Below are 23,823 nucleotides of genomic sequence, written 5' to 3'. Positions count from 1 at the left end.
GGTTTTCCATCTGGTAGAGCACGAAGCTGGGCACACATTCCAAATCAGTGCGATCAAACGCCGTGCTCATCGCTTTCTGAGGTGAAGCAATTATCGGATAACCCGATAATTTGGCAAGAACAGCACCGGGGACAGAGCTACGTACGTTGAATGAATATACACTGCCTTCACACCGCCGATCTTGCGCTCTCGGAGCAGGTTAGTTGAATAGCAGTCTGTCGAATTTTTACAACTACTTAGGGGAACCTACCCAGTGAGGAGCTGCGGAGGTGTTTTTGCGAATGGTAGTCAGTCGTCTATTAAATTTCCTCGTTGTTCCGTTGCTCGTGATAATATATCCAGTGGTTAATGTATTTGCCCAAACTGTGAATCCGTTAGTTTGCGATGACAAAATCCATTTACAACGGTTGCTTGAACAAGCCACAGAACGACGTTATCAGGTTAAGCATTGGAAAGTGGAAAACGTTAAGGTAGTCAAGTGTATAGGGGAGAACACCCACAGACGAGTTATATACACCTTTACAGCGAACCACAGACCTTTATATGGCATATCAAGCGTCGATGAGAGAGATGGGCACCTAGTAGTTGGAGGTGGATACACCAGCGGACTTGAGCTAGAAAAGAAACTATCCTTTACATGGACGTCTACAATTTCTCCACATTACAAGTACACTGAAATGAGCGGGCAAATCAATGACGATTCAATAAAGACGGTACGGATTAAACTTGGGTGGATACCGTTATGGACGTTACCTGTATCGCACAACGAGTTATATATTATTGGTGTTCCATTCGCATTATTAGATATGAATGAATACAACTATTTGTACGCAGAAGGCTTGGACAGTAAGGGCATAGTCATCGTCAATACAAGGCTAACCAATCTCAAAAATGACAGTCTGCTGCTTTACGCGAAGTCCCTTACTCACGGATTAGGTTTAAAGTTAACCCGAGTTCAGCCAGTATTCGTGAATGTCACATAATTTTGATACAGATATAATTCTCGTTCTGTCACTAACGGGACGCTTATCTCTAAGAAGGGTTTGCTCCCGTGCGCACATAGATATACATCCAGGTATTTTCTGGGTTCTGTCATTAACCCAGCTAATAGTTTGTCAAGATTGCCAGTTAAATTTGTTTTGTTTGTATGTTAAGGTGAATTTGAGCAAGCCAAATAACCTTCCGTTGGACGATGGAAGGTCTTTCATAGTGTTATGGTTGCCTAGAAGTTAATCCATATCTAGGAATGTTTCTTTGCGCTTCAACAGGACGTAAATCCAGTGAAGTAGCTTGTTTACGCAGGCTATAACGGCGACCTTGTGCGCTTTTCCTTCTTCACGCTTTCGGTCGTAAAAGGTCTTTAATCTCTTACTGCCGGACTTTCGCAGACTGCATAGAACCGCGACGAATAAGCTGTGTCTTAATCGGCTTGAACCACGTTTGCTGATGCGATTTATGGTGGCTGTGAATTTACCGGATGAGAACACGCTTGGGTCTACACCAGCGAAAGCTACAAGCTTCTTTGGGTGATTAAACCGATCCACTTCTCCGATTTCGGAAATAATCGTTGCAGCGATTTTTCCACCTATGCCGGGTATGGATTGGATAATCTGATACTCTTCAATTTCTACTGTGAGAGCATCTACCTCGTTTTCGACGGCGGATAGATGCTCTTTGTATTGAAGAAGCATCTGAATGTAGAGTTGAAGACTGAAAAGGTGGCTTTGCTGACGCGCCTGTCGAAACGGATTACGTATAGCAGCCGCAACAAGTTTCTTCGCTCTGTCCACAGCCCAGCTCCGTGAACGACTCGGACACAGCAACTCAACCCTGTTCGTCAAGTCTGTCTCGGACACGTCAAGTACGGCTTCAGCTGTCGGGAATTCAGACAAGAGATTTAGCGATACTTTGGAGTACAAGTCCCCGAAGACGCCCCGGAACTCTGGAAACACTTGATCTAGAATCGCTTGAAACTGAAGTTTTGTTTGGATGCACAACCCGGTGATAGAGTCGTGTTGACGCGTTAAACTGCGCAGATTGAGAAGCTGAATTCCACGTTTCTTAAATGGCTCAAACTCCTCCTTGTAATACAGCTCACACAACCGATACGCGTCGATAGCATCCGTCTTTACTTTGCGAAGGCTAGAGGCTTTCTTTGCCTGGTGAGCCACAATTGGGTTGACCAGGATATACACATAGTTCTGCTCGTCAAGGAAATGAGATATAGGCGAATGATAATGCCCTGTCGACTCAAATATGACAGTAGGTTGAACCCCACTGTGTTCCTCGATAGAACGTAATACCTCAAGGAATTCAGCGAGTCCATCGCTTGTGTGAGCTACGTCGAAGCTCCTGCCGTGAGGCTTTCCCTTATCTAAAAAAACCTGAGCCTTGCTCTCGCCTTTAGCAATATCCAGACCAACAACCGGATTCATGTTAGACTCCTCTCATTGATTTCGCCGGCAGCCCCTATCCTTCTTGTAGTTCATAGCTTCGCTTGTTATACGAGGTCGATGCCCCAACCAGCTTCAAACATGTTTCCACAAGTAGGGGGTGAACAGTTTAGCGCTCGGGTTCTTGACCCACGGGCAGAGACGTTCGACCCGGCTACCGGAGTATAAAACCTCTATAATGAAAGAGGTCAACCAGCAATAACTGGCTGACCTCATAATACGAACGGACAGAAGAGTTCAATATATTTCCAACGTGATAAAATGATATACGTAAGTGACTTAACGGTCGATTGGGTGTGTGAGAGATGAAACTCAAGTGGCGATATGTTTTTTCGGCGTTTTTACTGTTGCTTATTGTCTATATAGGGTACAGATGGTACGGATATAAGAGCGAACCCGTTGGTCAAATAACAGGAACAACACTGATTCTGAACGGGATCACTTACGTTGCTGAACCCAATGCACGTCCCATACAGAATGTTTTTCTGAAACATGTGGGGCGGACGGATAATGGAAGTTCCATTTGCGTCATTAACGGGGAGAGTCCAAGCGACTTTGTGTACGTGATTGGCGATATGTGGGAAGAAACTTATCGTAGAGAAACACTCCCGCCCCCAACCATTACAGCCAATAATGTTACAACGCTGATTTCGGAGAAACAAAGATCGGACGATCCGACCCTTGTTACCCAAATTGTTCAAGACCTTAATTCCAAGGATACATCAAGCCTTTATAATTTGATGCAAACCTCTGGATATGACTTACACGGTATTGATGTGAGGCTAAAATCGTACCCTGGATTAACGTTCCCCTTGTTGTTTATAAGTAGAAGTGGGCACATGTATTTCGAAACGAATGCTCAGAATGGAACTGGACTTAATATCGATGGAACTCCGCTACAAAAGTTTCTTCAGACGGTAAGCACTTCAAATGCTTCTTAAACAAACTGGGGCGAATGTGCAAGAATCGCTGTTTCCAGAATGGGAATATATATGTTATATAATGGATTTTGATACAGATCCCGACATGTCATAGTGAGTTCTGTATTCTTCATTCCACTATAAAATCCGATTTGCGTACCGAAGAACTCAAACTTCCACAAATGTGTTTTCCACCACAGAATCCGAATACCCAAAGTTTGTCCGCCACTATACAGGGAAGCCTGTATTTGTGCAAAATGGTACGCCGAATATTTGGCTTCGGTTGTTGGCTCCTTTTTGGGTCTTGATGACGCTTTTGGTCTTTATCAGCGGATTTACACTGGCGATTGTAGGTCCGACGCATATGGGGCGGTTTTTTACCATTCATGCGCCAAGTGTGGCTATATGGCTGCCACTTGTCGCCGTTCAGATTTACGCGCAGCAGTGAACTGCGACAGAAATCATCTGATCGGATGAAAGGACGCAATGGGCGTCTTGGCACAAATCTGGCAGGTTTAATTATGGGGGCGATTGCAGCAATCCTGATGATACCGGTAGTTGCATCATGGGATCACTGGCGAATTAGTCCAGGACTCCCAACCCCACTGAAGTTGGGATTGTTCGTAGCAGTGCTTGGAATTCTCATAGCAATTCCGTTTCTTCGCGGCGCAAACAAAGAGCAACAATAGCCATTTTTATGTCATTTATTAGCTATACAACAATCCAAAAATGAGAGGGATGCCGAAGATTGGGAAGACAATCGGGAGGGGGAACGGCATCCCTAGGACGTTTTTACAGGCGAACATTACTTACCTGGCTTCAAAACAACCTTTATGCAATTATCTTTACGGTCATTAAACGTTTTATACATTTCACCTGCCTTGTCCAGTGGAACCCTGTGCGTAATGATTTCAGTCGGATCGAACTCGCCTTCTGTAATCATTTTAAACAGCATAGGCATATAATGGATGACTGGCGCCTGCCCCATTTTAAGTGTTATGTTTCTCTCCTAAATATTCCCGAACATAAATTGATTGTACTTAGACCCGTAAACGCCTGTAATCTGAATCGTACCGAATTTCCTGACCGCGTTCATTGCGATATTAATCGCACTCAACGTACCTCCAACCAGCTTCGCCTTTTGCTCCTCTTCCTCTAATGGTGTCTTTTTGCCGTCCATGCCGACACAATCAATGACAACATCCGCGCCGCCACTTGTAATTTCTCTGATATGTTTACCCGTGTCATTATAGTCGCCAAAATCAAGTATTTCGACATTGTTCATTTTTTTTGCGTGGTCTAGCCGATACTGGAGATCATCAACTGCAATAACTCGTTTTGCCCCTTTCATCCAAGCAAATTTTTGTGCCATCAGTCCAACCGGACCGCAGCCAAGCACCACGACTGTATCTCCTTGTTTAACACCAGAGTTGTCGACGCTCCAATAAGCAGTAGGTAGTACATCAGACATAAAGAGTAATTTTTCATCTTCCAGTTCACAAGACTCCGGAACGACGAATGGCATGAAATTGCCATATGGTACGCGCAATAGTTCCGCCTGTCCCCCTGGATAATTTCCGTATCGTTCAGTAAAACCGAAATATCCACCCGTATCGACTTGCGGATTAGGGTTGGAGTTGTCACATTGGCTTTCCATCTCATGCTGGCAATAAAAACAATGACCACATGAAATATTGAACGGCAAAATGACTCGATCCCCTTTTTTAACCCTCGTCACATCAGGGGCTACTTCTTCAACTATGCCCATCGGTTCATGACCGAGCACATATCCTGGTGTTGCCGGAACAGCCCCTAAGTAAATATGTAGATCAGATCCGCAAATAGCTGTCGAGGTTATTCGGACAATAATGTCGTCCTTCTGCTGAAGCGATGGATCCGGAATTTCTTGTACTTGCATGTTCATTGCACCCTGAAATGTAACGGCCTTCATTTGTTAACCCCCTAATGACATCACGATGTCCGTACCTAGCTGAACACACAATTAATTTGGTTAGCATTGGGTAGAAATATACTTAGCGTACAAAGGCCAATCGATTTTACATTAGCGCGGTATCAGAATCCGAAGAATTATCCCCAAAAATGCAGGGTACCTTATCAATCAGTTGTAGTACGCGATTGATTGAAATGGATAGGAGGTCAGACACAGTGAGACATCGCTTCTGCATCCTGTTGGCGACATTTCTTGCCGGGGTATGCACATTTACTGTTATCCCTTGCAATGTGATTGCACAGACCATCGTCCAGGGAAACCACCACGAAGTTGGGCAGTATAAGATGCTATACCATTGGAATCACTTGGACTGGAATTTTCCGGACCCGAATATGAAGCAGGCTTTTGAAACTGGCCAAAAATGGAAACATGCAATGCCAGCCGGAATAAAGGTGGATCAACAAGGAAACACCTATGTGTCTGTCCCACGTTGGGCAGACGGCATTCCTGCTACTATGAACCGTATTGTGATCAAGAATGGAAAGCCTTTATTGGAGGCATTTCCTAGCTGGGATTGGAACAGGCCTGGGAAGGTTACAGTTCTCCAATCTGTCCTTGGGTACGAAATCGACGAGCGAAACCGGATGTGGATTCTCGATCAGGGAAAAATCGCTTATTCACCGTCTCCGGATGGTTCTCAAAAATTGATTATCTGGGATTTGAATACAAACCAGTTGCTTGAAACAATTACGATCCCCAACGAAATTGCGCCATATCGAACTTCTTTTCTTAATGACTTGGTTGTAGATAACCAGCACGGCTTTGTCTACATCACAGACTCCGGAAATGGTTGGCCAGACCATCCTTTGGACGGAGGAATCATTGTATATAACATGAAAACAAAGAAATTCCGCCGTGTTCTGGACAAACATTTTAGCACACAGAACTTCCCAGGGTTTAATTTCGACATCGATAACCAAACTGTATTCCGCCACAAGCCCATCAGAATAGGGGCTGATGGTATCGCGTTGTCTGCGGATCGATCAACATTGTACTATTGTCCGGTGACAGGGCGTAATTTGTATGCGATTGACACCTTTCTGCTTAGAAACTTCGATACGCCGTTGAAGGAAATCAGCCACGCTGTAAGAGCTGTTGGCAGCAAAGGCACAACTACGGATGGGATGCACGCAGACAACCGAGGAAATCTGTTTTACACCATGTTGGAGGGAAAAGGAATTGGGGTCTACACGCCGAAGACCCATCAATTCCACAAGTTTGTTTCCGACGACCGAATGTTATGGGTAGACGGTGTCGCATTCGATCAGAAGGGGTCCATTATCTTTAATAACAACAGACTGCACCAAATGTTTAACAGCCCACAAACCATTGACTGGAGCTACCCATACAATCTCATCATCTGGAAAGAGTTTGTGGGTCCAGGGGTAAAGTCGTATCTGTACGCCCGCTAAGAAGTCGCTTCTTCCCGTCATGTGAGAGGACCACCCAACAATGGCTAGGTGGTCCTTTCAGCCTTGATTACGATTTATACAAGGTGAGCCCCGCCGTCGATAAGCACGACCGTTCCCGTCGTGAACTCGCTCTTCGCTAAGTAGATGTACGCCCGTGCGATGTCTTCAGGCTTCGCGACTTTACCAACAGGCAACTGCCCAGCGATGCCTGAAAACATCTGTTGTCTTTGATCGCTTGGCATGCCAGCGTAGATTGGCGTGTCCACGATTCCGGGGGATACCACATTCACTCGGACAGGAGCGAGGTCAACGGCCAATCCTCTTACCAATCCGTCCACGGCCGAGTTAATGGAGGCGAGGGTGGAGGCCCCTTTCGGCGGGCGTACACCATAGACGCCGGAAGTCAGCGTGATCGAACCCGTGTTAGTCAAATAGGGAACGACCGCGCGCGCCGTGATGTACTGCCCCCAGAACTTGCTGTCAAAGGCGGTTTTCGCGTCTGTAACGTCCAGATCACGAAAGTGGCCCATCACGCCTTCTCCTGCCGTAATCACCAAGTGGTCAATTTGGCCAGTTTGCTTAAAGAACTCCGCTGCGCTTTCTTCGCTGCGAAAGTCAAGTTCGAAAGCCTGTATGTTGTGACCAAGAACTTGCTTTGCGCTCGTCAGTTTTGCCGTCGAACGGCTGGCAATGACGACCTCTGCTTCTTCGTCCAGGAATGCCTTTGCTGTAGCTAGTCCAATTCCGGAAGTGCCACCGACAACAACCACGTGTTTTCCCTTCAATGACATAAGAGAGACCTCCTCGTCCAATGTAATTTCCTGTGGCGATAAATTATTACCGGTACCCCACATACAAATGTAGGATGAGCCTATTTCGCCCAGCCTCATGCGGATCTTCATCAAACACCCTTCAATGCCCCCCCCCCGTTGACTGTGTATTCTGCCCCAGTGACATAGGACGCCTGGTCCGATGCCAGGAACAGCACCACTGATGCAACTGCCTTAGGGTCCCCAATTCGTTCCAGGGGAAGCTGGCGCACATTTTTCGCGAAATGCGAAATGGCCTGCTCCTTATCCATTTCGAACTGACGTGCTAGTTCCTCGGCAAACCCGCCTGGTTTCTCCCACAATGGAGTTCTTGTAGGTCCAGGAGATACCGTGTTCACCCGTATGCATATGGACCAAATTCATTGGCTAAAGCCTTCGAAAGGCTTAGCATAGCGGCTTTAGACACGCTATAGTTCACCAAGAAAGTATCCGGCTGTCTGCCGCTTTCCGACGATACGTTAATGATGACGCCGCGTTTCTGCTGGACCATGTGTGGTATCACAGCGCGACACGTGCGTACCATACTCATGAGGTTGGTTTCCAGAACAATTTTCCAGTCGGTATCAGAAACGTGAGAAATCCTTCGCGGGCGGGCGCGATGCCGACGTTGTTCACCAATACATCTACGCGACCAAACTCTTCAATCGCCCGCTTAATCACGACTTCCGGACCATGCGGTGTGCTAAAATCTGCAACCACAGGGATGACAGCGTGAGCTTCATCCAGTCTTTGCAATTCCTCCTGGTGTCGGCTGGCCCCAACGACCGTAGCGCCTTCTTGGAGAAAACCCATCGTTATGGCTAGACCAATACCGGCGCTTGCACCGGTAACAACAACTATCTTGTCCTTGAGTGCCAATTCCATCGCACTCTACCCCCATTTTCCTTCGTGGGCTTTTTACCCCACAAGATGAATTATGCTAAAAACTTTACTATTTTCATGGCGGACATACCAAATTGTCAGGCTGTGATACCGTCTTCCACGATTTTACACAATACTGGTACCCTGTTCCCTGTAATACCAGGGTATTGAGTAGCGCATACTCTTAACTCCACGTACGTACGAACTCTATAGGGGGATTGAACCTGATGGAAGACCAACTAGTGAAAGCTCATGTACGAGCGACGTCAACAGGCCTGACGACTGAAGTATCCGCAGGAAAACATACGTTTAACGTTGATGAACCCGGGCAATCAGGCGGTAAAGACAGCGGCCCGAATCCATTGCAAACTTTACTAGGAGCTTTAGCAGGTTGTGAAAATGTCATCTCCCAGGCAATTTCCAAAGAAAAGGGAATGCAAATTCATGCGGTCAAATTTGATATCTCGGGAGTAATTGATCGTCGAGGGCTCGGTGGCGACCCTGCTGTGAAACCTTACTTTCAAAAAGTTGAGATACGTGTGGTACTGGATACTCCTGAAAGTACCGACAGAATTGATGAGCTGCGTGCCGAGGTCGAACGGCGGTGCCCGGTGTATACCCTCATTGCTGCTGCGAATGTGGAGATCGATAGCACCTGGGAGAAAGCGTGAAGACCCATAGGAGTTGCCACTCTAAAACTGTTTCTACTGTCTACAGGGTTGCTTGAGTTAAACAATCTTATCCGAATGAAGGTTCCTCATGGTCGCCTTTTCTGACGCAGATAGATGTTCATGAAAGCATTTTTTTCTTCGGCGATCGTTTGACAAACTGAAATCAAATCAGTTATAGTAAAGTTTGATTGGAGGGGAACATGAAGTGGCAGCGAGTGGCTGGTTTTCAATGTCTGTGCATGCTTTGGCTTTGCTATCCCAAAATAAAGACGGTTACTCAAGCAGTTTCATCGCATCCAGCGTGAACACTCACGCGGTTTTCCTTCGTCGTGTCTTGAAGCGCCTTGTTGAAGTGGGATTGATTGAAACACGAGAAGGGCGTGATGGCGGATATCGACTGACAAAATTGCCCGAAGATATTTTGTTGTCGGACGTGTACCAATCTATGGAGATGGGCCGGGCGTTGGCGCCCAGTCCGGCGGAACCGAATCCCATGTGTCCAGTGGGTTCTGGAATGCCCACCGTGTTCGAAGCGATTTCCATTCAGGCCCAGCAAGCAATCCTTAACACGCTCCAACAATACACCATTGCTGACGTTGCAAAAGGAGCAATTGCGGCAGGCAGTCTTGCAGAGTAATTTTTTTACCTTTAACTGAAATTGGTTTGGTTTTATTAAAACTTTGGGGGGTATCTCCATGAAAATGTTAGTTACAGGTGCAACAGGTAAATTAGGATCGAAAGTGGTAGAGACCTTATTGAAGTCTGTGCCAGCAAGCCAAGTAGCTGCGAGTGTTCGCAATCCAGAGAAGGCAGAAGGATTGCTGGCGCAGGGAGTAGACGTTCGTCACGGGGATTTTGACCGTCCAGAAACCTTGCCCTCCGCCTTTGCGGGTATCGACCGCTTATTAATCATATCTACAGATGGCGACAACGAAACACGAACTTCACAGCATAAGAATGCGGTGGCTGCGGCTGAACGCGCTGGCGTTAAATTTATCGCGTATACCAGTATCGTGAACGCAATGGATAGTAACAACCTATTTGCTCCCACGCATCAGGCCACAGAGGAGGCAGTTTTGAAAACAGGTATTCCATATTCTTTCTTGCGCAACAACTGGTACTTGGAGAATGAAGTACCGACCATTCAAGCTGTCCTAGCAGGAGCTCCTTGGGTGACATCGGCAGGAAACGGCAAGGTTGGATGGGCATCACAACAGGATTACGCAGAGGCTGCCGCTAGGGTACTATCTGAGAATGGACATGAGAATTCCATCTACGAACTTTCAGGTATTCTTTTGACGCAGGAAGAACTGGCAACCGCCGTTGGCAAGGTTATAGGCAAAGAAGTTCAGGTGCAACAGGTAGATGACGCGACTTACGCGAAAATTATGAAAGGGGTTGGCGTACCAGATTTCCTGATCCCTTTGGTGGTTGACATCCAAAAGAGCATTCGAGAGGGAACATTGGCCATCGAAAGCAACGATTTTGAAAAGCTGCTCGGTCGCCCATCAACACCAGTTAGCCAGGCACTCGGTCAACTTGTTGCTGATATTCCGAGATAACAATTGGGTTCCGCGCAAACAGGCCTCGGTCATACACCGGGTCAGTTTTGGAAGGGGTTATGAATGTGATTCCATCGCTGTTTATAGCACACGGAGCACCGTTGTTGGCGATTGAAAACAATGAATACACGCAGTTCCTAAGTCAATTGGGTCAAAGCATGCCACGCCCGAAAGCCATCGTGTTGTTTTCTGCACATTGGGTGACAAGGGTACAAAAAGTAAGCGAAGTGCAAGAATATGACACGATTTATGATTTTGGCGGATTTCCCGATGAACTTTACCAAATTCGATACCCTGCCAAGGGAGATCAACATATCGCTCATGAAGTAGAGACCCTGTTTGCCGGAAATGGAATTCCATTGCGTGTGGAAACAGAGCGTGGACTCGATCACGGTGCTTGGATTGTCTTGCGTCTACTCTATCCGAATGCAGATATTCCGGTCATCTCAATGTCCGTAAATCCACGACTATCCCCCAAAGAGCAGTACGAAATTGGACAGGCGTTAACGAGTTTACGAGAACAAGACATCTTGGTTATCGGGAGTGGGGGAACTGTTCACAATCTACGTGAGATACAGTTCCAGCAAAGCGTCGTTGACGACAAGGCCCTTCAATTCGACCAATGGTTGGAGAAGCACCTTAAGGACTGGGATTTAGATTCATTGTATCAATATGAGGTACTAGCACCGAATGTCAACTTTGCAGTACCCCCTCATGGCAATGAGCACTTTGTCCCAATATTCTACGCAATGGGTGCTGCCGATGATGTTCGACGGGCCGCATTGTTGCACCGAAGTTATCGGTACGGGAATCTCAGCCACAGTGTTTGGCAATTTGGGTAAGCCACTTAGGGTCAAATATCACGCTTACAACCATTCCCCTAAAATGAGGTCCTCACGAGTTGTTGTCGTGGGCCCTCATTTCTGGACGGATGAAAACGAGTATTAAAAATCGGCCATTTCAAGGTATCGGGGCAGTGATCGCTCCCAATAGTATAAAAATCTATGCGGGCCTCAACGGTGAAGGGTCGCAGTCTGGAGGAAACGATAAAGTAATCAATACGCCACCCAACGTTCCGTGTTCGAATCCTCGGCATGTTTGACCGACAGGAATACGCATCCGCGCGCCTTACTGGCAGGTTTTTCTGAACAATCATTATGCAATTTGCTGGATATAATATCTGGATCGGAGCAACGGTCTTCTGTTCTCTCCTCGCAGAGATGCTTCATCATGTTTCTCAACGTTCAACAAATCCTTGATACTTGGTTGAGTTTAAACGGGGCATTTGTAGTACTAGGTATCTATGAGACTGATTACAAAAATCTGAGTCTAGCACCGAATGCTATTGAACTATAGGGTGCGATAGTTCAACAAGAGCTCCAACCAAAATTCTTGTGTTTATTCATAAATATGTATAAAAAAGTCCCCGTTCATCCATTTGTTTGCTTTACCCATTCACGTATCTATACAACGTTGGCCGCGACACATTCAACATCGCACATACTTCATCTATCGGGATGCTGTGATCGGCCAGCAGTTTTTTCGCTCGTTCAATCTTTTTCTCATCCATCACCTTGGGGCGGCCACCTTTGCCACCACGAGCTCTTGCAGCGCTCAAACCGGCATTGGTTCGTTCGCGAATGATCTCACGCTCGAATTCGGCCAACGCTCCGAAAACGTGAAAAAAGAGTTTTCCCCCTGGTGTGGTGGTGTCGATGTTTTCCTGCAAACTCCGGAATCCAATACCGCGTTCGCTCAGTTCCGTCACTACCTCGATTAGGTGTTTGAGTGAACGTCCCAATCTGTCTAACTTCCAGACTACAAGGGTGTCGCCTTCCCTCAAGTATTGAAGTGCTTCATCCAGACCAGGGCGGGATGCTTTTGCTCCACTGGCCATATCCTCGTATAAACGTTTGCAGCCAGCTTCACTCAAGGCGTCCTTCTGCAGCTCAAGGTGTTGGTCTTGAGTCGACACACGGGCATAACCAATCACTCTTCCTCAACGTATTGTTTCCGTTGAAATCCGTTTCAAAAGTCATTAAAATATCTGCTTATGTAATTTTGTTTTCGAGATGAGTTGTTTAATTTCTTCTTGCTTATTCTGTAAGGATCTCGATGAGGCTAATGTCTCTGTCTCAAAAACGAACGTTTTTGAGATAGACAAATCATAAGGGGGATTCATTGCGTTGTGTGGGATTTGGATATTTCGTCCAGATAATTCCTGGTTTGGAGCGTATATCGGCTGTACACCAACTTGGCTTAGTTCGAAAAGTGACTCTAGAAGAGTTAAATCAGATTTTCTGCTCCAAAACCAACCTATGATATACTTCCACAAGGTTAAAATTAAAATGCATATGAATTTGAGGTGGGATCATTGAAATCATGGATCAAAATACTAAACCCAAAAATTTTAGCCCAAAACAATTTGATTTGTTTACCTCATGCTGGGGGTTATTCCGCAGCATTTCGCCCTCTATCGTCATATATGAACACTGATTGGAGGGTGATTACTGTTGACCCACCAGGCCATGGGGGAAACCGATTGCCACTAATGAATGATTTAGAACAGCTTGTGAGTTTGTATCTACGAGAATTGAAAGAATTTATGGATGGTCCATTTGTATTGTTTGGTCATAGCCTCGGGGGAAGAATTGTCCACCGCATGGCACAAGAACTACAAGATAATGGGCACCTGCCTCAAGCAGTTATAGTTTCAGCAAGTCCACCTCCTGATATAGTCCTTGAAAATTTGACTGACAAAAATGATACAAAACTGTTGGAGTACATTATGTCACTAGGTGGTATTCCGGAGGAATTTATGGAACATAAAGAACTTATTGATATGTACCTCCCAATTTTTCGTGCAGACTTCCAGGCGTTAGAACGGCATGTTCAGCCATCGACCACACGTATCCGCGTACCTTTTTTTGTTTTAAGTGGTACTGAAGACATTCGGTGTTCACCTTTGAAACTTCAGAGCTGGTCAAAATGGTCAGATAATGTTGAATTTATGGAAATCCCGGGCGGGCATATGTTTTTACTCGGACAGGCCGAAAAAGTCGCAATGCGTCTCAAGACTATACTCCGGAATACAGGTTTATCACTTGTAGAATCAAATGATTAAAGTTATATGGGTTGTATTACCTGATGAAGACCAATTAAACGACGGGCTATCAAAACTTTATCTACTTGATTCACAAGAGTTGAATACTTTCAATCAATACAAGGTCAACTTTAAGAAGCTTGAGTTTTTGACGGGGCGTCTTCTTGTTAAAGAGTGGATTGGCAGAAGATTAGGGGTACCCCCACAATTCATTAAGCTTCAAAAGAATGTATATGGAAAACCATTTCTTGATTACAGATGTATTCCTGTTTCTTCACCCCCACTATTTTTTAATCTGTCTAATACAAAACAATTGGTGATTGTCGCCTTTCATGAGCGTCCTGAGATTGGAGTGGATGTTGAGCAAACCGATGCATACGATTTTAATATAATGCCTCAAATTTTTACCGAAGCAGAAATCGAATCAGTGAACGAACAGAATACACATGTAGATAGAATAAATGAGTTTTTTAGGCTGTGGACGAGGAAGGAAGCCTTAATGAAGGCGGAAGGTTTAGGGTTTTCAATGTCTCCGTTATCTTTCACAGTACCAATCGCACCGGAACGAGTAGAAAACGCAGAATATGTCTGGGAAACGTTTGTACCCACTCCGGGTTACATAGCATCTGTTGTAGTACGCAAAGAAGATGGTTTGTCAATTCAATTTGAAGGACATGAAATTTCATGGGGGGATCTATTTTCGCGAGACATTTCGTGGATTGACTCCGTATATTGGACTAAGTAATTTGACACGGTGTTATAAAGCTAACTTTGATTTGACAGGGAAGGTTGCTGTTGTGACTGGTGTCGGACCAGGCGCTGGCGAAAGGATTGGCTCATGCAGGAGCAGATGTGGTTCGCGACTTCTTGCAGGTATGGCTATAGGTCTGCGCAACGATGAGATTGCCTGCAAGCTGTTTATCTCGGAAGGTACTGTGAAGACACATGTGCACCGGATCCTGCAAAAGTTTGGCGTGGACGATCGTACACAGGCGGTAATTTTAGCTTTTCGCCTTGGCATCGTACACTGACAACACTCCTCCTCCTGACGTATCCTGAGACCAGAAAAGCAATATGGAAGAACAAATCCACAGGATACACAGGTCTATGCCACAACTTTCGGAAAAAAATTGTGGCATAAAGAGTCCTGAAGGGAGACATGAAATGACTGTTACACCGGTGAAAAAGATATCATAGTCAGCAGCATTATTCTTATGTTGTTGCTCAGGCGGCAATTGATACCTCGACCCGTGGCAAGCTGCTGAGGCTATCGTCGACTCTCGGCATATACGCACTATATTCGGCAGCAAGTAACTCACAAGTCCAGGTCGTCGGATGGGATCTCTACTCGCGACGACGGCGCTCAGTTTATGCGACGCGTGAATAGAGCATTCTCCATGGACCGAGAAAATGTAAAAACTCACACAACTTCATCGCCAGGTCATTGATAACTTGGCAACTGGAGGGATGAAAAAAAGGAGTCGTAGACAATAGGTATCTTCTGTGATGTCAAGAATAAAGCTTCTATTACTCTAGTGATTGCTGAGTTCAGATGTGTTTCGTCAAGTGCCGTTCCTTATCCAATATCCGTCCGGTCAGTTTGAACTTTATTCTTCCCATTTGTAACATTTCGGTACATCACTCCGTCAATATAAATAATAGTTGCTTTTACCATCTCAGCGCAGTTCAGATGTTTATGGAGGGGTAGGTATGCAGTTTTGTGTTCCCAAAAGTATGACAACAGTGGAATTAGAGCAGATTCTATATCGTTTCAACGACACGGATGCGAACTATTCGCAGGAACAGACCATTCATCAACTGTTCGAAGTCCAAGTAGATAGGACCCCATCAGCTGTAGCGGTCAAATTGGGAGACCAAAAGGTAACATATCAGCAACTGAATCAGCGGGCAAATCAACTGGCAAGGATTTTACGTGAAAGAGGTATAGGTCCCGAGTCGATCGTAGCCCTTCTGGTGGAGCGATCGATCGACATGATCATTGGCATCTTAGGTATTTTAAAAGCAGGTGGGGCGTATTTGCCGATCGACCCCAACTATCCGCAAGATCGCATCGAATACATGCTGAATGACAGTCAAGCAACGCTGTTGCTGTCCCATTCGTATGTAGAATGCCCTATATTCACCAATGGAGTCCTGTGGTTGGACGATGCTTCCTGTTACGCTACGGATGGGGGTAATCTTGAAACGGTTAATACACCGGATCACTTGGCCTATGTGATCTATACTTCCGGATCGACGGGCAATCCGAAAGGTGTTATGACCGAACACCGCAATGTGGTTCGTCTTATGATGAACGACAAGATGCCTTTTTCATTTTCCGAGCATGATGTATGGACGATGTTCCATTCCTTCTGCTTTGATTTCTCGGTGTGGGAGATGTACGGTGCTTTGTTATACGGGGGTTTACTGGTGCTTGTTCCCAAAAGAGTGGCACAAGACCCCGTTGAATTTCTGGCGTTATTAAAACAAGAAAATGTGACCATACTCAATCAAACGCCGGGCTCTTTTTATAATCTGATGAACGTAGAGAGCACGGTGCCGGACAATCAGCTGTCTTTGCGATATGTTGTCTTTGGCGGTGAAGCATTAAAACCCGTGATGTTGAGTAAGTTTAAGGAGAAGTATCCTGAAACGAAACTCATCAATATGTATGGAATCACGGAGATTACCGTTCATGCAACGTTCAAGGAGATTACTCAAAAAGAGATCGATATGAACATCAGCAACATTGGGAAGCCGCTTCCTACGCTTCGGATGTATGTCATGAATGACACGCTTGAGGTGCTTCCAATCGGTGAAACCGGAGAATTGTTCGTATCGGGCGCGGGAGTCGCCAGAGGATATCTCAATCGTCAGGAGTTGACAGATGAGCGATTTATAAACAACCCATTCGTTCCAGGTGAGCGGATGTATCGTTCAGGAGACTTGGCAAAATGGTTGCCGGACGGAACGATGGTCTATCTGGGACGCAAGGATCATCAAGTCAAAATCAGAGGATATCGAATAGAAATCGGTGAGATCGAGCACCAGTTAGCCACTCACGAGCAGATTCAGAATGTCTCCGTACTCGACCGGGAAGATCAAATGGGAAACAAAATTTTGTGTGGGTACATAGTATCGGACAGGCCGCTTCATGCCACCGAGTTGAGAAAGTTTCTCGAGCGCTCCTTACCTACTTATATGATCCCTTCTCATTTCATTCAAGTCGAAAGCATTCCTTTAACTTCCAACGGCAAGGTCGATCGCAATGGGTTGCCAGCACCAGACGTCATGCGTATTGATTTAGAGTATGTGGCTGCCCGCAATGAATTGGAAAAGCAACTTGTTTCTATCTGGCAAGGCGTTCTGGGTCTGAATCAGATCGGGGTGAGCGATTCCTTCATGGAGTTGGGGGGACACTCTCTTCATGCTGCATCGATCACGATGAGACTCCGCAAAGAGTTTGGCGTGAATCTCGCGGTTCAAGACATTCTCTCACATCCGACCATCGAAGAGTTGTCTCTATTTCTACGCTCTGCAAATACTGACCTTTACGAGCCGATACCAACAGTAGATGACAGGGAATGGTATCCGACTTCTTCTTCCCAAAAGCGAATGTTCTTCTTGCATCACCAATTGGGGCAGAACCAAATTTATTACAACGTGCCCCAAGTGTTGAGGGTAGAAGGGGTGTTGAATCGAGCGAACGCGAAGAGGGCCTGGCAATTGCTCGTGGATCGCCATGAAGCTTTGCGGACTAACTTTCAGATGGTGGAAGGGGAACTTAAGCAGAAAATTCAGAAGCGATCGAGTGTCTCGATCGCGTGTCGAACCGTCCATTCTGAAGACGGACTCAATGAGCTCATTCAGCAATTCATCCGTCCTTTTGATTTATCACAATCACCGTTATTGCGCGTAGAATTTATAGAAGTTGCAACGGATGAACACTACATGCTCATCGACATGCATCATATCGTTTCTGATGGTATCTCCGTGGCACTGCTCATTCGGGAATGGATTGATTTGTATCAAGGCCATTCGCTGCCTGAACTGCGAGTACAGTACAAAGAGTATGCTGTCTGGCAACACCACATGGCACAATCGCAGGCGATGCAGGAACATCGTGAATACTGGTTGCAACAGTATCCGAGGGCAGTGCCAACGTTGGAGTTGCCGACGGACTATCCCAGACCGTCCGTTCAACATTTTGAAGGCGCCACGCTGGATTTTGCCGCGGATTCTGACCTCTGGTATGGCTTGAAGCGATTGATGGATGAGACTGGAACGACGCCGCATATGGTCCTGATGGCTGCTTTTGCAGTCCTGCTTGCCAGATACAGTCGACAAGAGGAGATTGTTGTGGGTTTGCCGATTGCCGGTCGCACACACCCAGATGTGGAGTCCGTCGTGGGGATGTTTGTAAACACGTTGGCCATTCGCAATCATCCGAGCTTCCGAAAAAGTTACCGTGAGTTTCTAATGGAAGTTAAGGACACCTCTTTCCAGGCATACAAACATCAAGACTATCCGTTTGAAGAATTGGTAGAGAGTCTCCAACTTGTGCGAGACCGAAGCCACCACCCAATGTTTAATGTGATGTTTACCATGCAAAATATGAGTAGCTTGACAGTTCGCACCGAATTATTAAGTTGTGAACCCTATCCATTTGACAAGCGCGTAGCACGCTTCGACCTGGTGCTCTATGCCTATTTGCAAGATGAAAAGCTAACGTTTGAACTAGAGTATGCGACCGCGCTGTTCACAGAAGAAACAGTGCAACGGATGGCCGATCATTTAATGCAGATTCTGAGAGAAACGACCCAAAATCCGGATGTATTGATCGGCGAGATTGACATGGTTTCCATTGCGGTTAAACATCGGATTTTCAACGAATTCAATAATACAAAAAGTGACTATCCGGAGGAACAGTTGATCGCGCAGTTGTTTGAAGAACAAGTAAGGGCCGCTCCTGATCAAGTAGCGATCGTCCACGGAGAACAACAAGTCACCTATCGGGAGCTAAATGAAAAAGCCAATCGCTTGGCCAGAATGTTGCGAACCAACGGGGTCAAGTCAGACTGTGTAGTCGGTATCATGCTAGAGAAATCGATCGACATGATTGTGGCGGTTGTGGCGGTTGTAAAATCCGGCGGCGCTTACCTCCCAATCGACCCGGACTATCCTTCTGAACGTATAGAATATATGTTCCAAAATAGTGACGCGCGCGTTTTGTTGACAACTTCAGAATGGATCAAAGAAATTAAGTTTGCAGGGCAAGTCATCGACGTTCAAGAGGTCACAAATTCTAGCGAGAGTGAACACAATCTCGACATGTGCGGAAGTCCACAAAACTTGGCGTACATCATGTACACATCCGGTTCCACAGGACTGCCAAAAGGCGTCATGGTCGAACAGCGAAGCATTATACGATTGGTGAAGAGCACCAACTACGTCGATTTGCAACCAGAAGATCGTGTACTGATGACGGGAACTTTTGTTTTTGACGCTTGCACGTTTGAAATCTGGGGCAGTTTGTTAAATGGCACACGTCTTTATTTGATAGAAAAGGAAACCCTTCTTGATGCCTCAGGAATGGCGCGCGTGTTGGAAACGAATCAAATCACGCACGCATTGATCACAACACCCTTGTTCAACCAACTATCCCAAGAAAATCCGAACATGTTCCGCTTGCTGCACACGCTGATCATTGGCGGAGACGTGGCCTCGCCCAGGCACGTGAAGCGCGTGCGTGAAGCTTGCCCGAAGATTACCCTTATAAACGCGTATGGTCCGACGGAGAATACGACAATCTCAACTTCATTCACGATTAAAAAGGACTATGACAGGAAGATTCCAATTGGAAAACCGATTGCAAATTCAACAGCATTTGTTGTGAATTCGATCACTGGAAAACTTGAGCCGATCGGCGTCGTGGGTGAGCTTTGGCTCGGGGGAGACGGTGTAGCCAGAGGCTATGTCAACAATCAGGAATTGACAGAGAAACAATTCGTGGCGAATCCATTTATGCCGGGAGAACGTCTGTACAGAACGGGCGATCTCGCCAAATGGTTGACAGATGGAAACATTGAATTCGTCGGTCGAATCGATACACAGGTAAAAATCCGAGGTTTTCGTATTGAGATACCAGAGATTGAACACATCCTGACAGCTCATCAATCGGTTCAGGAAACGGTTGTACTCGTGCATGAATCAGATACAGGGCATAAGGATTTGTGTGCATACTTTGTAGCTGACGGTCCGATCAGTGCTGCAGAATTGCGTAGTTATCTGTCCGAAAAACTTCCGGAGTACATGATTCCCCTATACTATGTACAGTTGTCACATATTCCGTTGACCAATAATGGGAAAGTCGACAATCGCTCATTACCGAAACCTAATCCAAAGATACCCCCCTCTGTGGACCTGGTGTTGCCGCAAAACGATCTAGAGAGAAGAATTTTCGATATTTGGCGCGAAGTGTTGGGTGTTCATGAGTTTGGAGTGACCGATTCTTTCTTCGCATTAGGGGGGCACTCTCTGAAGGTGACCACCCTGGCGGCGAAGCTGCTTAAGACATTTAAAGTCGAAGTTTCAATCAAGGATATCTTCGAACGGGACACTGTTCGAGAGATAGCCAATTTGATTGCTGACACTGAGAACAGTCCTTTTGCTCCTATCGAGATAGTGGAAGAACAGGAATACTATCCGGTTTCATCGCCCCAGAAACGCCTGTTTATTCTTGACCAAATCGCTTCCAATAAACTTTTGTACAACATTCCCATCGCGATGAAAATCGACGGCGTACTCCATAGGGAGCGGTTTGCCCACTGTCTGCAATCTCTGGTCAATCGCCACGAGGCATTGAGAACCTGCTTCGCCATGGTGAACGGACAGCCGATGCAAAGGGTCCATCTGCATGTGGACATTCCGATCACCTATTCGTCGGTGAGCAATGAGCAGGTGGAAGACGCGATTCAGCAATTTATCCGTTCATTCGATCTGACACAGAAACCGTTACTCCGCGTTGAGATGCTAGTATTGGCGGAGGATGAACATGTCTTGTTGCTGGACATGCATCATGTCATCTCGGACGGGGTATCCGTGGGAATCTTAATTCGGGAACTGATAGAGTTGTATATGGGACGAGAGCTTCCCGAACAACGAGTTCAGTACAAAGACTTCTCAGTTTGGCAACTTGGAATGATGAACTCGCAACCAATGGCCGAACACGAGAAGTTTTGGATGGAGAAATTTACAGATGAAATTCCGGTTCTGCAACTGCCGACCGATTATCCTAGACAGTCTGTTCAACAATCAGCTGGTCAAACGCTGGTCTTCACCGGAGAGCAGGAATTGCTTCATGGTCTGAAGCGAATGACTTCGGAAACGGGAACAACCCTGTATATGGCGCTTATGGCGGCGTTTTTCGTGATGATCGCTAAGTACAGTCGTCAGGAAGATATTGTGGTGGGATCGCCAATTGCCGGACGGACACACCCCGATACGGAGAATATCATCGGAATGTTTGTCAACACGCTTGCGATTCGCGCAAAACCAAGTACGACAAAGACATTCCGTGAATTCTTGATCGAAATCAAAGAAATAATGTTGCAGGCGTTTGTGCATCAAGAGTATCAGTTTGAAGAATTGGTCGAGAAACTGAATGTGCAGCGAGATGTCGGGAGAAATCCGATTTTTAATGTGATGTTTTCAATGAATAACATGGGCATCCCGGACCTTCAAACCAACGAACTGTCTATACGACCGCATCAGTATGACTACCCGTTTTCAAAATTTGATCTTACGCTGTTTGCAGAAGAGAAGGAGAACGAACTCCGGTTCTTACTCGAATACTCGACCGCATTATATAAACGCCACACGATGGAGTCGATGTGCAGACATTACTTGGAGATCCTCAGAACGATAATCTACAATCCAGAGGCGCTGATTCGTGACATCACGATGATAACGAGTGACGAGCGACAGCAACTAATCCAGGACTTCAACAATACAAACACACCTTATTCGAGCACCAAATTGATCCATCAACTTTTTGAAGAACAAGTCGACCAACTAGCCGATCAGATTGCGGTGGACGACGGAACGACTCGGTTGACCTATCTGGAATTAAATAAACGTTCCAATCAATTAGCCGTTCTCTTGCGGAAACTAGGTATAGCAAAAGGCCAATTTGTAGCCGTGATGATGGACCGTTCAGTTCACGTAGTGGTCGCCACACTCGCCGTCCTGAAATCCGGAGGAGCCTATGTACCGTTGGACCCCAGTTGGCCGGATGAACGAGTGCAAACGATCCTTAGCAGCCTGCATGTCCCATGTGTAATTATTGATTCGAAACAGTGCCCGACGAGTGAACGACTGGTGGAAAAAGTGCCTTCTCTGAAAGATGTAATCCTCTTGGGCGAGCCCAACTTTGAACCACGGTTCGAGGGTCACTCTTTTCGCTGTACGATTTGGACGCATGCGGAGCTCACAGTTTTACCTGCTGACAACTTGTCTACCGGAATCACTTCGGAGGCGCTGGCTTATATAATTTTTACTTCAGGCTCGACCGGAACTCCAAAGGGCGTTATGGTCAAGCACAAGCCGGTCATCAACCTGATCGAGTGGGGAAATAAAACGTTTTCCGTGAACAGTACGGACAAGGTGTTATTTATCACTTCCTTGTGTTTTGACCTTTCCGTCTATGATATGTTCGGCTTGTTAGCTGCAGGTGGAACAATTCGTATAGCGTCCAGCTCAGAAGTACGCAATCCTAAAAGATTACTAGAAATAATTGACCAAGAGAGGATTACGTTCTGGGATTCTGCACCCGCCGCGATGCAGCAGGTCGCTCACTTCTTCCCACAATACTGGAAATCGAGACCAGCCGACCTACCGAATCCATTGCGATTGGTATTTTTGAGTGGTGACTGGATTCCGGTTCAACTACCGGACCAGCTCACTAAAACATTTGCCGGGTCTCAGGTGATCTCCCTCGGCGGCGCGACCGAAGCGACCATATGGTCGAATTACTTTTCAATTGATCACGTGGACCCGGCTTGGACGAGCATTCCGTATGGCAAACCGATCCAGAATGCGAGATACTACATTTTGGATGAGAATATGGTGCCTTGTCCCATTGGAGTACCGGGTGACTTGTACATCGGAGGTCAGTGTTTGTCATCGGGGTACGTCAACACACCAGAGTTGACGAATCAACGTTTTATTCCTAATCCATTTGCTAGTCCAAGCGAATTGATGTACATGACGGGCGACATGGCGAAATGGCTTCCCGACGGCAACATGGAGTTTCTAGGTCGTCTGGATAATCAGGTAAAAATTCGCGGATATCGGATCGATTTAGGTGAGATCGAATACCATCTCATGCGCCATGCAGCGATAAAAGAGGCGTTGGTCATTGCGATAGAAGGCCCGAGTGGTATGAAATATCTTTGTTCTTATGTCGTGGCTGATGCAAGCTTGACGTCTGTCGAACTCCGACAATACTTAGCGAGCAAACTGCCTGAGTACATGATTCCCTCTTTATTTGTCCGGCTGGATCAGATACCAGTTACGAGCAACGGAAAAGTCGATCGCAAGAGCTTGCCGGAGCCGAAGCCCATGGACAACAGAATCGAGCAGGTCCCGCCGCGAAATGATGTCGAGACAGCACTGTTGGAGATTTGGAAGAGTGTTCTGCAGATCCAATCGGTGGGGATTGACGAAAACTTTTTCGCAATCGGTGGTAACTCACTTTTGTTGTTACGATTGTATGACCAAATCACAAGTCAATTTTTTGGTGAATTGAAGCTGGTCGATTTGTTTGCCTATCCAACGATTGCATTGCTGGCGCAGAAGTTGACAGAGCCCCCCCCAAGTGAGAAGAGCAACGCCGAAGAGCAAATCACTGACATTTTTGATCGATTTGAAAATGGGGATTTAGATTTCGATCAGGCCATCCAGAATCTGATAGATATGGATGTTTAGATAGGGGTGAATG

The 23,823-nt window shown here is 46.2% G+C and carries 15 protein-coding genes and 4 pseudogenes; 12 read left to right on the top strand and 7 right to left on the bottom strand.

Annotation, left to right across the window (positions count from 1 at the left end):
* Positions 1–269 precede the first annotated feature (269 nt).
* The gene (locus ACFSB2_RS17290) at positions 270–983 is read left to right on the top strand and encodes a hypothetical protein (RefSeq protein WP_377944354.1); all 714 of its coding nucleotides are present in this window, start codon (positions 270–272) and stop codon (positions 981–983) included.
* A gap of 246 nt (positions 984–1,229) precedes the next feature.
* On the opposite strand, the gene ACFSB2_RS17285 is transcribed toward ACFSB2_RS17290, so the two are convergent.
* Positions 1,230–2,435 (bottom strand): IS110 family RNA-guided transposase, encoded by a 1,206-nt coding sequence (locus ACFSB2_RS17285; protein WP_377944353.1) that lies wholly within the window; start codon positions 2,433–2,435, stop codon positions 1,230–1,232.
* Positions 2,436–2,758: 323 nt separating this feature from the next.
* On the opposite strand from ACFSB2_RS17285, the gene ACFSB2_RS17280 reads away from it, so the two are divergent.
* On the top strand, positions 2,759–3,394 hold the full coding sequence (locus tag ACFSB2_RS17280; RefSeq protein WP_377944352.1) for a hypothetical protein: 636 nt from the start codon (positions 2,759–2,761) through the stop codon (positions 3,392–3,394).
* Between the two features lie 229 nt (positions 3,395–3,623).
* Positions 3,624–3,821 (top strand): hypothetical protein, encoded by a 198-nt coding sequence (locus tag ACFSB2_RS17275; protein ID WP_377944351.1) that lies wholly within the window; start codon positions 3,624–3,626, stop codon positions 3,819–3,821.
* A gap of 357 nt (positions 3,822–4,178) precedes the next feature.
* Here ACFSB2_RS17275 and ACFSB2_RS17270 read toward each other — a convergent pair.
* Positions 4,179–5,324, bottom strand: a pseudogene (locus tag ACFSB2_RS17270) (zinc-dependent alcohol dehydrogenase).
* 344 nt (positions 5,325–5,668) lie between these two features.
* On the opposite strand from ACFSB2_RS17270, the gene ACFSB2_RS17265 reads away from it, so the two are divergent.
* The gene (locus ACFSB2_RS17265) at positions 5,669–6,796 is read left to right on the top strand and encodes an L-dopachrome tautomerase-related protein (protein WP_377944355.1); all 1,128 of its coding nucleotides are present in this window, start codon (positions 5,669–5,671) and stop codon (positions 6,794–6,796) included.
* Between the two features lie 74 nt (positions 6,797–6,870).
* Here the strand turns inward: ACFSB2_RS17265 and ACFSB2_RS17260 are convergent, their stop codons facing one another.
* From ACFSB2_RS17260 to ACFSB2_RS17250, 3 genes and pseudogenes are all read right to left on the bottom strand, one after another.
* Entirely contained in the window at positions 6,871–7,587 is a 717-nt protein-coding gene (locus ACFSB2_RS17260; protein WP_377944350.1) for an SDR family oxidoreductase, read from the bottom strand.
* Positions 7,588–7,697: 110 nt separating this feature from the next.
* Positions 7,698–7,964 carry an SDR family oxidoreductase gene (locus tag ACFSB2_RS17255; protein ID WP_377944349.1) on the bottom strand — a complete coding sequence of 89 codons (267 nt, stop codon included), beginning with the start codon at positions 7,962–7,964 and terminating at the stop codon, positions 7,698–7,700.
* Positions 7,961–8,418, bottom strand: a pseudogene (locus tag ACFSB2_RS17250) (SDR family NAD(P)-dependent oxidoreductase). Before ACFSB2_RS17250 ends, ACFSB2_RS17255 begins: the two are co-directional and overlap by 4 nt.
* A gap of 296 nt (positions 8,419–8,714) precedes the next feature.
* Here ACFSB2_RS17250 and ACFSB2_RS17245 point away from each other — a divergent pair.
* The 4 genes from ACFSB2_RS17245 to ACFSB2_RS17230 all read left to right on the top strand — a co-directional run bounded on the left by ACFSB2_RS17245 (position 8,715) and on the right by ACFSB2_RS17230 (position 11,562).
* Positions 8,715–9,158, top strand: a complete 444-nt coding sequence (locus ACFSB2_RS17245; RefSeq protein WP_377944348.1) for an OsmC family protein — start codon at positions 8,715–8,717, stop codon at positions 9,156–9,158.
* Between the two features lie 205 nt (positions 9,159–9,363).
* On the top strand, positions 9,364–9,795 hold the full coding sequence (locus ACFSB2_RS17240; protein WP_377944347.1) for an RrF2 family transcriptional regulator: 432 nt from the start codon (positions 9,364–9,366) through the stop codon (positions 9,793–9,795).
* 58 nt (positions 9,796–9,853) lie between these two features.
* The gene (locus tag ACFSB2_RS17235) at positions 9,854–10,720 is read left to right on the top strand and encodes an SDR family oxidoreductase (RefSeq protein WP_377944346.1); all 867 of its coding nucleotides are present in this window, start codon (positions 9,854–9,856) and stop codon (positions 10,718–10,720) included.
* 65 nt (positions 10,721–10,785) lie between these two features.
* The gene (locus tag ACFSB2_RS17230) at positions 10,786–11,562 is read left to right on the top strand and encodes a DODA-type extradiol aromatic ring-opening family dioxygenase (protein WP_377944345.1); all 777 of its coding nucleotides are present in this window, start codon (positions 10,786–10,788) and stop codon (positions 11,560–11,562) included.
* Positions 11,563–11,600: 38 nt separating this feature from the next.
* Here ACFSB2_RS17230 and ACFSB2_RS17225 read toward each other — a convergent pair.
* Positions 11,601–11,846, bottom strand: a pseudogene (locus tag ACFSB2_RS17225) (hypothetical protein); the annotation flags it as partial.
* A gap of 321 nt (positions 11,847–12,167) precedes the next feature.
* Positions 12,168–12,695: a recombinase family protein gene (locus ACFSB2_RS17220; RefSeq protein ID WP_465252490.1), complete on the bottom strand. Its 528-nt coding sequence runs from the start codon at positions 12,693–12,695 to the stop codon at positions 12,168–12,170.
* Positions 12,696–13,094: 399 nt separating this feature from the next.
* On the opposite strand from ACFSB2_RS17220, the gene ACFSB2_RS17215 reads away from it, so the two are divergent.
* From ACFSB2_RS17215 to ACFSB2_RS17200, 4 genes and pseudogenes are all read left to right on the top strand, one after another.
* A complete protein-coding gene (locus ACFSB2_RS17215; protein WP_377944343.1) occupies positions 13,095–13,844 on the top strand; it encodes a thioesterase II family protein in 750 nt (249 codons plus the stop codon).
* Positions 13,837–14,568, top strand: a complete 732-nt coding sequence (locus ACFSB2_RS17210; RefSeq protein WP_377944342.1) for a 4'-phosphopantetheinyl transferase family protein — start codon at positions 13,837–13,839, stop codon at positions 14,566–14,568. Before ACFSB2_RS17215 ends, ACFSB2_RS17210 begins: the two co-directional genes overlap by 8 nt.
* A 118-nt stretch (positions 14,569–14,686) precedes the next feature.
* Positions 14,687–14,854 (top strand): annotated as a pseudogene (locus ACFSB2_RS17205) (LuxR C-terminal-related transcriptional regulator); the annotation flags it as partial.
* A gap of 679 nt (positions 14,855–15,533) precedes the next feature.
* Positions 15,534–23,810 carry a non-ribosomal peptide synthetase gene (locus ACFSB2_RS17200; protein WP_377944341.1) on the top strand — a complete coding sequence of 2,759 codons (8,277 nt, stop codon included), beginning with the start codon at positions 15,534–15,536 and terminating at the stop codon, positions 23,808–23,810.
* Positions 23,811–23,823: the final 13 nt, after the last annotated feature.

Source organism: Alicyclobacillus fodiniaquatilis (genome assembly GCF_042678105.1).
GTDB classification, from domain to species: domain Bacteria; phylum Bacillota; class Bacilli; order Alicyclobacillales; family Alicyclobacillaceae; genus Alicyclobacillus; species Alicyclobacillus fodiniaquatilis.
This window is presented reverse-complemented; position numbering and strand designations above follow the sequence as displayed.

Excerpts from the sequence above, each read along its gene's own strand:
- ACFSB2_RS17260 (WP_377944350.1), bottom strand. The coding sequence starts at position 7,587 with ATGTCATTGAAGGGAAAACACGTGGTTGTTGTCGGTGGCACTTCCGGA.
- ACFSB2_RS17280 (WP_377944352.1), top strand. The coding sequence starts at position 2,759 with ATGAAACTCAAGTGGCGATATGTTTTTTCGGCGTTTTTACTGTTGCTT.
- ACFSB2_RS17200 (WP_377944341.1), top strand. The coding sequence starts at position 15,534 with ATGCAGTTTTGTGTTCCCAAAAGTATGACAACAGTGGAATTAGAGCAG.
- ACFSB2_RS17245 (WP_377944348.1), top strand. The coding sequence starts at position 8,715 with ATGGAAGACCAACTAGTGAAAGCTCATGTACGAGCGACGTCAACAGGC.
- ACFSB2_RS17265 (WP_377944355.1), top strand. The coding sequence starts at position 5,669 with ATGCTATACCATTGGAATCACTTGGACTGGAATTTTCCGGACCCGAAT.
- ACFSB2_RS17285 (WP_377944353.1), bottom strand. The coding sequence starts at position 2,435 with ATGAATCCGGTTGTTGGTCTGGATATTGCTAAAGGCGAGAGCAAGGCT.
- ACFSB2_RS17235 (WP_377944346.1), top strand. The coding sequence starts at position 9,854 with ATGAAAATGTTAGTTACAGGTGCAACAGGTAAATTAGGATCGAAAGTG.
- ACFSB2_RS17210 (WP_377944342.1), top strand. The coding sequence starts at position 13,837 with ATGATTAAAGTTATATGGGTTGTATTACCTGATGAAGACCAATTAAAC.